Raw genomic sequence first — 14,279 nt, forward strand, 5'->3', positions numbered from 1 at the left:
GTCGCATCTTTGTTTAACAGGAATACTTACAACCTCAATGTTGAATCTAATACTTACCGATTTGAGAGCAAGCATCGCGTCGTGGCGGCTTTGGACATTGCTCGGCTGGCTCGAAGTGCGGCAGCGCTATGCGCGCTCGCGCGTCGGACCGTTCTGGCTGACCATCAGTATGGGTGTGATGATCGCATCTATCGGGGTGGTCTACGGTACGCTGTTCGGACAGAAGATGACGGACTATCTGCCCTTTCTTTCGATTAGCCTCGTGATGTGGACTTTTTTCTCACAGACGGTTATCGAAGGCAGCACCGCGTACATCAATAGTGCTACCTATATTCGCCAGGCGTCCACCCCCAAGCTGATCTACATGCTTCAGGTGGTTTGGCGCAATCTGGTGATTCTCGCGCACAACTTCGTGATCATCGTGTTACTGCTCGCAGTGTTTGGAGTGAAAAGCTGGGAAACGCTACCTATTTTCATTCCGGCTTTGTTGCTGTACATATTGAACGCGCAATGGATCGTCATGGTAGTCGGGTTGCTGTCGGCTCGCTTCCGTGATTTGCCGCAAATCGTTGCTTCTGTCATGCAGATCGCGTTTTACATCACGCCGATCATCTACCGTCCAAACGCATTGGCCCGATTCTCTCTTATCGTCGATTTGAATCCGCTCGCTCATCTGATTGAGCTCGTGCGCGCACCATTGATTGGGCAGGTGCCGAGTGCAATGACTTGGGCGGTGGCGATAGGAATGGCGGTGATCGGCTGGCTCGTTGCGTTGCTACTTACAGGGCGGTATTTGAAACGCATTCCGTATTGGGTCTGAGAACAAACATGGCGTATATCGAACTTAAGGGCGCGACGCTCGACTTGCCTATTTATGACGTGCGTGGTCGTTCGCTGAAGAAACAAGTGATGCGGCTGGGTCGTCGCAACACCATTGCCGAAGACAACGACGGTGTTGTCGTTGTCCGCGCACTTGATAACATTGACGTACGTTTCGAGAGCGGGGATCGGATCGGCCTAATCGGACCCAACGGCGCGGGTAAATCTACTTTACTGAGAACGTTGGCCGGTATCTATTCACCTAGCGTCGGCACGGTCAATAGCGAGGGCAAGATAGTTCCATTGCTAGACATTAGCCTCGGAATGGATGAAAACTCGACGGGTCTCCAAAACATCCGGCTGCGCGGTTTGCTTCTCGGTATGACGGATGAGGAGATCCGCACTAAGCAGCAAGAGATCGCAGAGTTTTGCGAACTTGGCGACTACCTGGATCTACCGCTCAGAACTTATTCGAGCGGCATGCGCGTACGACTCGCATTTGCTGTGTCGACAGCGGTCGATGCAGAAATTCTACTTCTGGATGAAGTCATGGGCGTCGGCGACGCCTCCTTCATGCACAAGGCAAAAGATCGCCTGGAGGACTTGCACAGTCGGGCTGAAATAGTTGTGCTGGCGATGCATGCAAACGCGGAGATCCGTCGCGTGTGCAACAAGGTTCTATGGATGGAGAGAGGGCGAGTGCGTGCATTTGGCCCGGTCGAAGAGGTGGTGTCTGCTTACGAAGCACAAGTGTGACTGGTTGCGAGAGATAAATGGGTATCGGAAACGATGTGAGCTTGGGGCGGGCTGACGAATTCGAGTCGGTGAAAGCTGATGCCAGCGCTGCTTTTGTTTCGTCAGCCTCTTTTTGGTGGCCGACTACTATCGTTCCATCGACATGGCTTGAACATGCGCCATTTGCTTTCTGGCTGGTGGGGGCATTGCGTCCGTCCCGCATCGTCGAAATTGGAGCAAGTGACAGTTATTCCTATCTGGTCTGGTGCCAGGCGGTTGAAAGATTCCAATTGGACACACGCTGCTATGCAGTGGATATGCTTTCTCCGAGCGGCGAAGCTGGCGATGCTCCGACTGCTTCGTATCAGCGGGTATTCAAGGAATACCACGCCGATCATTACGCTTCGTTTTCCGAAATCGTGGCGTCGCGAGGAGATTCTGCGGCGAGCCTGTTCGACGATGAGTCGATCGACCTACTCCATCTGCGCAGTTCAAATGGGAACGGGATCCCTCGGCGCGAGTTAGACCTTTGGCGTCCGAAGTTGTCTAGGCGCGCCGTTGTTCTTGTTCACCCGGCGGCCTTGGGCGTGCTCAATGGCTCGACCGATTCGCGGGATTTGATCGATACCGATCTTGTGTTTGGGTTTTCTCACGGCGGCGGATTGAGGGTGCTTTTACTAGGAGCGGAATCGCCTCCAGTACTGCGAGCTCTGTCACTTGGGCCCGAAGGCGTCCAGGCGCAGATCCGCAGCATATATGCCAGACTCGGCGCCGCAATTACTTTGCGCTGTGCGCTGCACGAGTCGCGAGTTTCGCTTGACCAAGCAGCTGGCGCTGTACTACTACGTGATAAGCGCGCGGACGGGGCGACCGAGTCGGTCTTGAGCGTCTCTCGTGATGTCCGAGCCCTCGCGATGGCGTTCGGCCGTTCGCAGTATTTGGTGAAGAAGTTGCGCGAGGAACGTAAGCAACTTGCGAGATTAGTGTCAAAAAATACCAACTTGGTAGCGTCTTTGGAACTTGAGAGAGACGAGTTGCTCGAGAGTGCGAATAAGGTGGGCGAGTTGTCCAATAGTTTGCAGCAGGTTACGGCCGACAATCGCGCTCTTCTCACTTCCACGTCTTGGCGCATAACCGCGCCGATACGTTTAATCATGCGCGCAACGCGCAACCCGCACACTGCTGCCTTAAGGGCTCGTCAAATGATTCGGCAACTGCGCTTTTCTCTGCGTCAGCGCGGTGTGGTCGGGACGATCCGAAAGTGTATAGAGGTGCTGCGTCGTCGCGACTGGCACGCGCTTTTTCGTAATGCTGAAGCAGGTAGTTCATCGTTGACAGCGTCTGCGGCGTTGCCGAAGAGTACGGTACCTGCTGACGGCTTGCTGCCGCTGCGAGTGGTGATTATCGCTGAGACAAGTATTCCGCAATGCTTGAAATACCGTGTGACCCAAAAGCAAAAGATGATCGAAAGCTTGGGCTTTGACTGCACGGTCGTTAGCTGGAATGATTTCGAAGATTGTAGGAATGCGCTCCAAACGCACTCGCTTGCTATTTTCTATCGGGTCCCGGCCTTTCCCGAACCTCTCAGCCTGATTCATCACGCCCGCGAGATTGGGGTGACGACGATATGGGAAGTCGATGACCTGATCTTCGATGCTGCCAAATACCTGCAGAACGGAAACCTGCGGGACGTCTCGCCTGAGATTCGTCGTGGGGTCCTTTTTGGCGTGCCGCTATACCGCGAAGCGATGTTGGCGTGCGATATGTGTATTGCTTCCACCACTGGGCTGGCGGGCGCGATGCGCGAAGCGGGCGTAGAGCGTACTTTTGTCATCGAGAATGCGCTCGATACCGAGACGACTCGGACCGCCGAAAAAATATTGGCGCGACCGAGGCATAAGGATGGTTATCTGCGCATCGGCTACGGCTCGGGTACGAAGACGCATGACGCGGACTTTCGCGCCGCGGTCCCTGCACTGCTGAATGTGCTAAGGCAACGTCCGAACGTCAGGCTGTGCATTATCGGAGAGCTGAATTTGTCGTCCGACTTTGATGCTTTCAACGCTCAAATTGAACGTCTGCCATTGTCCGACTATTCGACTTACTTGGGGCGCCTTGCTGACTGCGATATCAGTATTGCGCCGCTAGAAAACAGCATCTTCAACGATTCCAAAAGCAATATCAAATTTTTGGAAGCATCAGCGGTGCAACTGCCGTCCGTTTGCTCGCCACGCGCGGCTTTCCGCTCCGCTATTGAAAACGGTATTAATGGGTTCCTCGCGGAGTCGGCCCAGGAGTGGACGGATGCGCTCCTTAAGCTTATCGACGACGTTGCGTTCCGTGGGGAAATGGCCCAGCGGGCACACGACAGTGTATTAGCCCATTACGCTCCGGCTACGGTAGCTCAGGAACAAGTGGCGCCGGTGCTGTTGCCCTATGCGAGCCGGGAATCGAAGCTGCGGATTCTAGGTGCGAATATATATTTCGCTCCACGCAGTTTTGGTGGCGCGACAATCATTGCTGAGGAAATGACGCAGCGGCTTAACGCGCGGGAAGACACTGAGTACTACATGTTTACCACGCTGTCGACAGACATCGTTCCCGCGTACAAACTGGTGCGCTATTTTGCGAAAGCAACGCATATCTTCGGTATGGGACTTCCGGGCGAGCGAGATCCCGTCAGTTCTTTCGAAAACAAGAAGGCTGCCGAAGCTTTTGAAGCCGCGTTGCTCGCGGTGAAGCCTGATGTTGTGCACTTGCACGCGATTCAAGGCATTGGTGCATTGGTTGCAGACGTTTGCCGTAAGCACAATGTGCCGTTTGTCGTGACGCTTCACGACGCCTGGTGGATATGCGGTCGGCAATTCATGATTACCGGTGAGCAGCAATATTGCAATCAGCGCAAGATCGACGTGAATGTGTGCGAGAAATGCGTAAACGATGGTGGGCTTAACACATATCGTCAGCTCAGTTTGCACGATGCCCTTCGCTCCGCCTCGTTACTCCTTGCGCCGAGCAAATTTTTCCGTGACCTTTACATTGAAAATGACTTTTCGCCAGGGCAGATCGTTGTCAATGGTAACGGCATTACTCCACCTTCCACACTTGGTGTGACTTCGCGAAGCCGCCGCGCGGGTCGGTTGCGTTTTGGTTATGTGGGAGGGGACTCGCACGTTAAGGGTATTCATCTGGTCAAGAAAGCATTTGAGTCGATCAAAAGTGATGCATATGAATTAATTCTGGTCGACAACATGCTTAATATGGGGAATAGGTCCATCTACCCGTCGCAGTGGAAGTTGCGAGGTAAAGTGACGATTGTGCCTGCCTACAATCAGCAAAACATGGATGAGTTTTTTAACGGGATAGACATCCTGCTGTTTCCCACGCAATGTAAAGAGAGTTTTGGGCTGACCGTCCGCGAGGCCCTTGCTCGGAACGTGTGGGTCATCACGACGGATGCGGGCGGCGCCGTAGAGGACGTTGTCAATGGCGAGAACGGCGATGTCATTCCGTTGTTCGACGACGGTAGCGCACTACGTGCCGCGATCCAAAAGTTACTAGGAGATCCATCTGTACTCGATGGATATGAGAATCCCTACCGATCGAAAATTCGCACTTTCGACGACCAGGCAACGGAGTTGCGTGATTTGCTTGCGCATGTAGTAGCGAGCGAGCAGGTTCAACCAGACGGAATGGGCGAAGCTGTCGCGGAGCGTGGGCACCCAACCCATACCGTTATAGACATAGTATTGAAAAATTGAAGTTGGAGGCGTGTCGATGGCGGATGTCAGTCGATTCGCCAGCTGGCTGTCATGATGTAGCTTCCAAAAGCCACGGTTTGTGGTGGGTGGTTCACGTCACTGGCTGCAATGACTGTTCCATAAAACGATGCGCTAACTGTATTTTGCGAAGAGCAGGGGAAAATGCATGCACATGAGCGAAGCTCTCTACGGGGCGGAATATTACTCTAGTCACTGCGGTACTTTGCCCTATGAGAGGAATTCTTTCTGGCTCAACTTTTTCGGCCGGGTAGCGGATGAACTGATCAGGGGACTACAGCCAAAAACCGCCTTTGACGCAGGTTGTGCACATGGTTTTCTGGTCGAGTCGCTTTGGGATCGGGGCGTCGAGACTCGCGGTCGTGATCTTTCCAGTTTTGCGATTTCCAAGGTCCGCAACGACATTGCGCCGTATTGTTCGGTGGGTTCGATCACGGAACCCATTCCCGGTCGATACGATCTGGTGACGTGTATCGAAGTACTTGAGCATTTGCCGGAAGACGCCGCGCTGGAGGCGATCGATCGCATGTGCGAGGTGACCACAACGATCCTCTTTTCTTCGTCGCCGACCGACCTGACGGAGCCGACTCATATCAATGTGAAACCTCCCATCTATTGGCTGAGTCGTTTTGCAGAGCGAGGGTTTGCGCCCGACTGCCTATTTGATGCCAGCTTCCTGGCGCCGCATGCGTTTGTTTTGAGGAGATTTGAAGAGCCGCCGGAGATATCGACGCTTCAGTTGTTTGCTCAGTTCATCAGACTTCGCATGGCTTTGGTCGAACGCGAGCAACGTATCGGTCGTTTCGGGGAAGAGTTCAATCAACTCGAGATTACGCACCAAAGCGAGTTGCGCGGCCTCCGTGAGCAGCTCGCTACGGCGGTTGGTGGTCTGTCCGATAGTCGGGCTGCCGAGCTAACAGGCCGAGTCGCAGAGCGGCTTGCCGAGATCGACCGGCTGGTTAAGGCGTTAGACCTGTCCGTCATGCCACCCGCTGACTTGCCGGCTTCCCAAACAGACCATTACATGGCATGGAGTGGCACCAAAGCTGCGTCTAGAGAAGAGTTGATTTTGCAGCGGCGGGTTGGTAAGGCCTTGTCGTATGCACCGACGTTTAGCATCTTGGTGCCGGTATACAAAGTGCCGGTTATCTGGATGGAAGAGCTTATCGAATCCGTTAAGTGTCAAAGCTATGAAAATTGGGAGCTGTGCTTTGCGTTCGGAGATGCTGGAAGTGCCGATTTGCTGAGTTGCATCCAGCGGCACGTAACGTACGATCCGCGTATCAAACTTCGGGTTCTCACCTCAAATGGAGGTATTTCCAGAAACTCAAATGCCGCTCTCGAACTTGCAAGCGGCGAATGGGCTGTTCTTCTGGATCACGACGATACGCTGACGCCTAATGCGTTGTTCGAATTGGCAAGAGCGCTGAATGATGATCCCAACGTCGTCATGTTGTATTCCGACAAGGATCAACTTGATGTGAACAGCCAGCGGACAATGTGGCCTTTGTTTAAGCCGCAGTGGTCTCCCGACATGATGCTCAACGCAAATTACTTGACGCACATTTCTGCGATGCGAGTCGATCGGTTGCATGAGTTGGGAGGTTGGGACCCCGACACTGACGGCGCGCAAGACTGGGATATATTTCTTCGCGTAATCGGACGCGAGGGGAAGGTAAAGCATGTTCCGCAGGTGCTCTACCATTGGCGCCAGGCGCCGACTTCAGTTGCAGCAGGCGGTTTGTCAGTGAAACCGTATGCGGCAAATGGACAACTCGTCGCGTTGACAAAGCATCTTCCCGAAGCAGGGTGGCCAGGTGCGACGCCGGACTTGGACCGCGGCGAGATTCATATCAACTGGAGTTCTGAATGGCGACCTTCAGTGTCTCTCATTAGCTTTGGCGAAAATCCTGAGAGCGATTTAAAGTATCTGGCTTCGAAAAATGCCTTCCAGTTTATTCCGGTTACGGCGGATGCAGAAGGTAAAGAACTGGATGCTGCTATTGCTCGTGCGACAGGCGAAGTTGTGATTATTGTAGATGCTAGGGCAACACCGTTGTTTGACAATGTATTGGATGAGCTGATTGGACCACTACAAAATCCAGCAATAACGCTTGTGAGCGGTCAGACGGTCGATTTGACTGAAAAAATCATCGACTTCGGCTTTCTGTTCGAGGGCGGAGAGGGTCGTCCGCTATTCCGTGGGCACCATAAGTCGCACTATGGTCTATTTGGCGGTGCGACATGGTATCGAAACGTTCTTGCGGCATCTGCATCGTGCCTTGCTTTTCGAAAGGAGCTTTGGAGGAAGATCGGGCCCTTTGGTAGCGCACGCAAAAAAAATAGGCCGGACCTAGACTTCTGTTTACGGGCAACGCTAGGGAATCACGGTCGGCTGCTTTTGAACCCGAATGCCAAGTTCCGTATGGAAGAGCCGGGCGGCTTTGAGCGATTTGCTTACGCGCAGCAAGTATGTGCAGAGGTGCAGGCTAAATTTCCGTCGGGCGATCCTTACTTTCACCCCGCTTTGGAGGTCAACGATGCCGGGGAAATCCAGATTGCACGAAGATCGATCACTTCTCCTGTCCATGATTATGCCGCGGAGGCGCGTATCTTCGCTGGGTTGTTCAACTTTGATAGGGAGGACATTCGGAAATCGATCGAGCGCGTTTCAGTCTCTGATCCGAGGGAATTGCGGAGTATGGCGTGGTTTGTTCCGGATTTCGACAATCCCTTTTATGGTGGACTTCATACTATTTTTCGTGTCGCTGACTTCGCTTTGCGCGAGCGCGGCATTGAACAGAATTTCGTCGTGGTGGGCGGAGGTTTGCCGGAAAAATACGCTGCGCGTATTGGACAGGCCTTTCCAGCACTGCGTGACGGGGCGAAAATATATGTCACGGAGCGGCTTGATGAGATTCCTTCGATTGGGCCTGTAGACGCTGCGATTGCAACACTGTGGACGACAGCGCTTCCCGTCCTTCGCATGCAAACGGCACATCGGAAGTTCCACTTCCTCCAGGATTGGGAGCCGTTGTTTTATCCCGCTGGCTCTTTGAGTGCCATGGTCGAGGCGACTTATCGATTTGGGTTTCATGCCATTTGCAATACGGTTTCGCTCGCCGAGTCGTATCGAGGTTTCGGTGGCAAAGCAGATAATTTTGTACCCGCAACCGATCCGAAGATTTTCTATGCGCGGCGTCCGAAGCGGGCGTCGGCAGAGGATCCAATCACAATTTTTTGCTATGCCCGCCCAGGACATCCACGCAACTGTTTCGAAGTGTTGACCGCTGCACTACGCGACATTAAGGAAGAGTACGGTAACAGGATTGATATTGTTACAGCAGGTGCCGAATGGGATCCCGTGCAGCACGGGCTCGTTGGCACAATCAGGCATCTCGGATTATTGTCGTATTCCGAGACTGGAGCGTTGTATCGGGCGATCGACATCGGTCTGGTTGCTATGTCCACTCGACACCCGTCCTATCTGCCATTCGAATTAATGGCATGCGGCGCACACGTGGTGACCAATCGGAATCCGCATACAGCTTGGTTGTTGCAAGACGGTGTCAATTGCAGTCTGTTCGAGGCGGTCAGAGGCGATATTGCCGCTGCGCTGCGTAAGGCGATAGACGACGAGAACTATCGCTTGTCGGTGGCGCAAGCAGGCGCGACGCTTATCCAACAACAGTACAACGATTGGCAGAGTACGTGCAGCCATGTTTGTGACCTGTTCGGCAGAGTGGTGTCCGCGCTGCCTGCAAGTAACGAGTGAAGGGCCTAAATGATTACAAATGACGTTTCTTCGGATGGCGACGCGAGTGCGCTGGAGTTTCGCACGACCGATGCTTATCTGTTCTTTGAGCGGGCGGCGGAGAATATTGTCAGAAGCTTCACGCCCCGAAAGGTTATCGTCGTCGGCAACAAAGTCGGACTGTTGGTGGAAGCGCTTTGGGATCGTGGAATCGAGACGGTCGGCGTGGTCGGATCGACGGCCGATCTCGAGGACGTGCGGATCGACGTCAGGTCGTTCTGTATTACCGCTGCTGCAGACGCGCAGCATAGCGACCTGATCGTCTGGTTGGACACACGGCTTCTGGGTGACGGCGGAGATCGGACGCAGGACGTTGCGGCGATTTTGAAGCAATCGGATCGCCTGCTCGTCGCGCCAATAGGCAAACGGGAGGCGGACACGATTGCGCCGCTGCAACTGGTGCAAAAGCTAAAGCGTATTAACTTCGATCCGGTTCTTGCTTATGATGCCGGCTATCTTGGCGTTGGTGCGTTTCTCTTTGAGGTGAGTCGAGGCGCGGCGGGGGATCCTGTGGAACTCGCGAGGCATATTGAGTCGATCCAAGATGCGCGCCGACAAGCGTTGGCGGTGGAGCGCCTGAGCGCAGAGATCGCGCAGGACGGGGCATCGCTTCGCCAGAGCGAGGCTGCCAACGGAGAATTGAAGGCGCAGCTGGCGACGATGTCAACTCATTGCAACGTGCTTAAACGTGAGTTGCTTGGGGTGCAGCATCGTTTGAGCAGCGTTCTGAATACTGCCGATGCGACCGCAGCTTCATTGAGGCAGCGGCGGCTAGACGCGGAAGACAGTGCCGAGTGCGCTGAACGTGCTGAACACGCTGAACAGGAGCAGTTGAAATTCGCCCGTTATGCAGAGGAGCTTAAGGCACAGTTGGACGAGATGCACTTATCCACAAGCTGGCGCGTGACGAAACCGATACGTGTTTTCGGGATGCAATTTCCTCTACTAGCCTCGGTGGGACGAAAGATCATTAAGGTCATCTACTGGACGATTACATTGCAGTTGCTGGAACGTTTAAGGCGTCGCCGTGAATTTCGACGGCAGTTACATCGATGAGGATGGCGATCGGAGTACTTTTCGGGCGAGAAAAATGAATCTAGTGACCAACAGACAATCTGTGGGTGTCCATTCCAATGGGCGACCAGGGGTACTGCTTCGCGCGCAACAAAGTCGTTTCGGGGATCGAGTTTTCTATTGTTCTCGCGGCTTCCGGCACTGGGTCATGGACGCGCAGTGGTTGGTGGAGAACGGTTTCGTGTGGCCCGATGACGTCAAGGAGGTGGATGGCACGATTCTGGAGGCTTTCCGCCCGGGCCGGCGCACGGCCCGCAAATGGGACGCATCAGATTGGAGAACCGTACGCGGCAGTACTACCGCGACTGTGAGAGAGGTTTGCGTCTCTCAGCTCGTAGGCAGGGGTGTTGAAGTTGGCCCAGGGGCTAGTCCGATGCCGATACCGCTCGATTGTGACGTGATGTATGCGGACGTGTTTTCGGCCGAGGAGCTTCGGCAGAACTCCTACGATGGGCAGCAGGTTAATGACTTGATCGCGCCGGATCTTCAAGCGAGTTTGGAAGACTTAGGTGCAATCCCGGACGCCAGTCTCGACTTCATCGTGGCTTGCCACGTAATCGAACACACACGTGATCCGATTGGAGCGATAGTCCGCGGCATGAGCAAGCTCAAGCCGAGCGGTCAGATGGCCCTTGTCATTCCTGACATGACGCGGACATTTGATCGAGCGCGCGAGAGAACGCCGCTAAAGCACTTGATCGACGATTTCAAGGATCCGCAAAGAGAGCGTGATCGCGAGCATTTCAAGGAATTCTATAGGGTCGCCATGCCTGTGAGCTCAGAGACATACGAAGATTACTGGCTTGCTCGCTGGAAGGAAGCTTTTCCAATTCACTACCACACTTGGACCTACGAGTCCTTCATGCAAATGGTTGATTGGATTGGAGCGAACGTTCGTCCTTTCGCAGATGTATGGTCGCAGCCGGCGCTAGACGGTGTGGAGGATTGCATCGAGTTTTACTGCGTATTGCAGCAATCCACATAGGCGTTAGCAAAAATTAAAATACGTTTAGCTCAAAAATTATCGTGTTGGTGACTTCCGGCCTGTTGACGCATGTGTCGCAGTTTGTACGCGCCCCGTTTAAAAGGCGCCGTCTACAGGCTAAGTAACAAAAAGCAAGCCAAGTCGCCTGCGCGGGCACTTTTGAGCTGACTTGCAGCTTTGCTGCGGGCTCATCAATTCCAAAGTCGCAGAGGCGGCAGGGTGTTATCTCTTCATGAATGCTACGAACGGGTCGAGCTCTAAAATCGCCGGATTGTCCGTGTCCGTCGTCGCATTTCGTCCGGACCTCGGCCAGTTGACCCGGACACTCAGCGGTCTCGGCGCTGCTTGCGAGGCTCTGCGTGAGTTCCGGCCGACCATTCCGGTCGATCTCTATCTCATTGACAACGGCGGTGTGCCGAACGTTGATTCCGTTTTAGACGGGTTGCGCGCGCACGATATCGTCTGCTCGAAGATCGCAGGTCATGGCAATGTGGGCTATGGGCGCGGACATAATCTTGCCATCGAGCGGGCGACGAGCCGTTACCATTTAGTGCTCAACCCCGACATTGATATAGATCGGGCAGCGTTTGTCCGGGCGTTGGATTTTTTTGATGCGCAGCCGGACGCTGGGCTGCTGACGCCATGGGTCGGCGACCGCAACGGTCAGCAGCAGTATCTGTGTCGCCGGTATCCGGTCGTGCTCGATCTGTTGGCAAGAGGTTTTTTTCCAGCTCCGTTGCGTGGTCTGTTTAGCCGTCGTTTCGACCGCTACGAAATGCGTGATCAGATCAACGACCGGGACATCGTGTGGGACCCGCCAATCGTCAGCGGATGCTTCATGCTGTTCCGAACAGAGGTGCTCAAGAAACTCGCCGGTTTCGACCCGCGCTATTTCCTCTATTTCGAAGACTATGACCTCAGCCTTCGAACTCACGATGTAGCGCGGGTCGCATATGTGCCTTCGGTACGGATACTGCATCACGGCGGCGGTGCCGCGCGCAAAGGATTGACGCATATCCGGATGTTTGCCGCGTCGGCGTACAAGTTCTTCAACCGATTTGGCTGGAAGTGGCTATGAGTCATGTGCTCGTAACGGGAGCCAATGGATTTGTCGGTCATGCGCTATGCCGCGCATTGCTTGACGCTGGACACACGGTCACCGGCCTTGTCAGGCGTGCAGGGCAGCTTGAAAACGAGGTGAACGAATGGGTCGACGTTAGTGTGGATTTCGGCGGCGTCGACGCGTCATGGCCGAACGCATTGCAAGTGGACTGTGTCGTGCACCTTGCAGCACGAGTACATGTGATGCACGAAGAGTCTGCCGATCCCGACGCAGCGTTTCGCGCGACCAACGTTGACGGCGCGCTACGCGTTGCGCAGGCTGCGTGGCGTCATGGTGCAAGGCGTTTTGTCTTTGTCAGCAGCGTTAAGGCCCTGGCCGAAAGCGATCCCGGCCGTCCGCTACGCGAAGACGATCCGCCGATGCCGCAGGACGCATACGGGCGCTCGAAGCTCGCCGCCGAGCAGGCGTTGTCGAGCTATGGCGAGGAGTCCGGCTTGGATGTTGTAATCGTGCGCCCACCGCTGGTGTACGGACCGCAGGTACGCGCCAATTTCTTGCGTTTGATGGACGCGGTCTGGAAGGGTGTGCCGTTGCCGCTAGCTTCGATAGGTGCGCGGCGCAGTCTGATCTATGTAAAGAATCTTGCAGACGCCTTGATGCATTGCGCGGTAGATCCACGCGCAGCGCACCAATGCTTTCACGTCGCAGACGCCGCTGCTCCGACGGTCGCTGAGTTGACCCGTTCGATTGCTGGGCATCTGCAAAAGACAGCACGCCTGTTGCCGGTGCCGCTGGGCCTGCTGCACCTCGCAGGCCGGTTGACAGGCCACTCGGCGCACGTGGACCGGCTGGTTGGCGCTCTGCAACTCGACACCACGCGCATACGCACGACGCTCGGTTGGCAGCCGCCGTATTCCACCGACGAAGGGCTGGCCGAAACCGCCCGCTGGTATCGATCCACGCATTGAGGGCGCGCATGTTGACGTACCTTTTTACACTCCCGACGGAGTTGACCGTCACGCTGGTCGCGCTCGGCGCAGCATGTGCATGCGCGGCCATCCTATGGGCGCTACTCAGAACCGGCATAGCGTGGCGGCTTGCCACGGACATCCCGAACGATCGCTCGCTACACGTCGCCCCAACGCCTCGCGTGGGCGGCTGGGGCATTGTCCCGGTGGCTGTGGCGGCGACTTTGCTGCTGTCGCCGAGTCTCTGGTACGCCGCGCTCGGCACCGCTTTCCTGGCGGCGATTTCACAAATCGACGACCGGCGCGGATTGCCTGCCAGAGTCAGGTTCGCCGCGCATCTGATTGCCGTGGTCGGGTTGGTTGTACTTTTCCCTGCCGATGCCTCTTGGTGGGTCCTGGTAATTCTTGCCTTTCTGATGACATGGTTGGTTAATCTTTACAATTTTATGGACGGCGCGGACGGTCTGGCGGGCGGCATGGCAGTGTTCGGCTTCGCCGGTTACGCTGCGGGCGCGCTGCTCAGCGACCATCCTTTGCCGGAGCTGGCGTGGTCCGCGACAGCGATTTCAGGGGCCGCGCTCGGCTTCCTGCTGTTTAATTTTCACCCAGCGCGCATTTTTCTCGGAGACGCTGGATCGATCTCACTGGGTTTTCTAGCCGGCGCGCTGGGTTACTGGGGGTGGCGCGGAGGAGTTTGGCCCGTCTGGTTCCCAATCCTCGTATTCGCGCCGTTCATCGCGGATGCCTCGATCACGCTTGCTCGCAGGCTGCTGCGCGGTGAAAAATTTTGGCAAGCCCACCGCGAGCACTACTATCAACGTATGGTGCGTTCCGGAATCGGGCACGCTAGGACAGCTGTGACGTGGTATGTACTAATGGTAGCTGGCATAATGCTTGCTATTTGTGCACTTGGCCGCTCGATGATTTTTCAATCATCCGTGCTGGCCCTCTGGATCGCCATTCTCTGTGCGGCAGGCGCCCTGGTCGATTTGCGCTGGCGTCGTTTCCAATCAAAACTGTCCGATAACTGAGGTATGACGCT

At 55.1% G+C, this 14,279-nt stretch carries 9 protein-coding genes; all 9 read left to right on the forward strand.

What is annotated here, in order from left to right; genetic code table 11:
- Positions 1-37: 37 nt before the first annotated feature.
- The 9 genes from PQR40_RS17395 (at position 38) to PQR40_RS17435 (ending at position 14,268) form a co-directional block, all read left to right on the forward strand.
- Complete coding sequence (locus PQR40_RS17395) at positions 38-820, forward strand: ABC transporter permease (RefSeq protein ID WP_408509494.1); 783 nt, start codon at positions 38-40, stop codon at positions 818-820.
- Positions 821-828: 8 nt separating this feature from the next.
- Positions 829-1,575, forward strand: coding sequence for an ABC transporter ATP-binding protein (locus PQR40_RS17400; protein WP_408509463.1), 747 nt, complete (start codon positions 829-831; stop codon positions 1,573-1,575).
- A 17-nt stretch (positions 1,576-1,592) separates the two neighbouring features.
- Positions 1,593-5,315: a glycosyltransferase gene (locus PQR40_RS17405; RefSeq protein ID WP_408509464.1), complete on the forward strand. Its 3,723-nt coding sequence runs from the start codon at positions 1,593-1,595 to the stop codon at positions 5,313-5,315.
- A 172-nt stretch (positions 5,316-5,487) separates the two neighbouring features.
- Entirely contained in the window at positions 5,488-9,108 is a 3,621-nt protein-coding gene (locus tag PQR40_RS17410) for a rhamnosyltransferase WsaF family glycosyltransferase (RefSeq protein WP_408509465.1), read from the forward strand.
- A 9-nt stretch (positions 9,109-9,117) separates the two neighbouring features.
- Positions 9,118-10,203: a hypothetical protein gene (locus PQR40_RS17415; RefSeq protein WP_408509466.1), complete on the forward strand. Its 1,086-nt coding sequence runs from the start codon at positions 9,118-9,120 to the stop codon at positions 10,201-10,203.
- A gap of 391 nt (positions 10,204-10,594) precedes the next feature.
- Positions 10,595-11,206 carry a methyltransferase domain-containing protein gene (locus tag PQR40_RS17420; RefSeq protein WP_408509467.1) on the forward strand — a complete coding sequence of 204 codons (612 nt, stop codon included), beginning with the start codon at positions 10,595-10,597 and terminating at the stop codon, positions 11,204-11,206.
- 232 nt (positions 11,207-11,438) lie between these two features.
- Complete coding sequence (locus tag PQR40_RS17425) at positions 11,439-12,284, forward strand: glycosyltransferase (protein ID WP_408509468.1); 846 nt, start codon at positions 11,439-11,441, stop codon at positions 12,282-12,284.
- A complete protein-coding gene (locus tag PQR40_RS17430; RefSeq protein ID WP_408509469.1) occupies positions 12,281-13,237 on the forward strand; it encodes a UDP-glucose 4-epimerase family protein in 957 nt (318 codons plus the stop codon). The genes PQR40_RS17425 and PQR40_RS17430 overlap by 4 nt, the downstream gene beginning before the upstream one ends.
- Before the next feature lie 8 nt (positions 13,238-13,245).
- Positions 13,246-14,268, forward strand: a complete 1,023-nt coding sequence (locus PQR40_RS17435) for an MraY family glycosyltransferase (RefSeq protein WP_408509470.1) — start codon at positions 13,246-13,248, stop codon at positions 14,266-14,268.
- The last annotated feature ends 11 nt before the right edge of the window (positions 14,269-14,279 follow it).

The sequence above is a fragment of the Paraburkholderia sediminicola genome, assembly GCF_046026855.1.
GTDB lineage: Bacteria > Pseudomonadota > Gammaproteobacteria > Burkholderiales > Burkholderiaceae > Paraburkholderia > Paraburkholderia sediminicola_A.

Excerpts from the sequence above, each read along its gene's own strand:
- PQR40_RS17395 (WP_408509494.1), top strand. The coding sequence starts at position 38 with ATGTTGAATCTAATACTTACCGATTTGAGAGCAAGCATCGCGTCGTGG.
- PQR40_RS17400 (WP_408509463.1), top strand. The coding sequence starts at position 829 with ATGGCGTATATCGAACTTAAGGGCGCGACGCTCGACTTGCCTATTTAT.
- PQR40_RS17405 (WP_408509464.1), top strand. The coding sequence starts at position 1,593 with ATGGGTATCGGAAACGATGTGAGCTTGGGGCGGGCTGACGAATTCGAG.
- PQR40_RS17410 (WP_408509465.1), top strand. The coding sequence starts at position 5,488 with ATGAGCGAAGCTCTCTACGGGGCGGAATATTACTCTAGTCACTGCGGT.
- PQR40_RS17415 (WP_408509466.1), top strand. The coding sequence starts at position 9,118 with ATGATTACAAATGACGTTTCTTCGGATGGCGACGCGAGTGCGCTGGAG.
- PQR40_RS17420 (WP_408509467.1), top strand. The coding sequence starts at position 10,595 with ATGCCGATACCGCTCGATTGTGACGTGATGTATGCGGACGTGTTTTCG.
- PQR40_RS17425 (WP_408509468.1), top strand. The coding sequence starts at position 11,439 with ATGAATGCTACGAACGGGTCGAGCTCTAAAATCGCCGGATTGTCCGTG.
- PQR40_RS17430 (WP_408509469.1), top strand. The coding sequence starts at position 12,281 with ATGAGTCATGTGCTCGTAACGGGAGCCAATGGATTTGTCGGTCATGCG.
- PQR40_RS17435 (WP_408509470.1), top strand. The coding sequence starts at position 13,246 with ATGTTGACGTACCTTTTTACACTCCCGACGGAGTTGACCGTCACGCTG.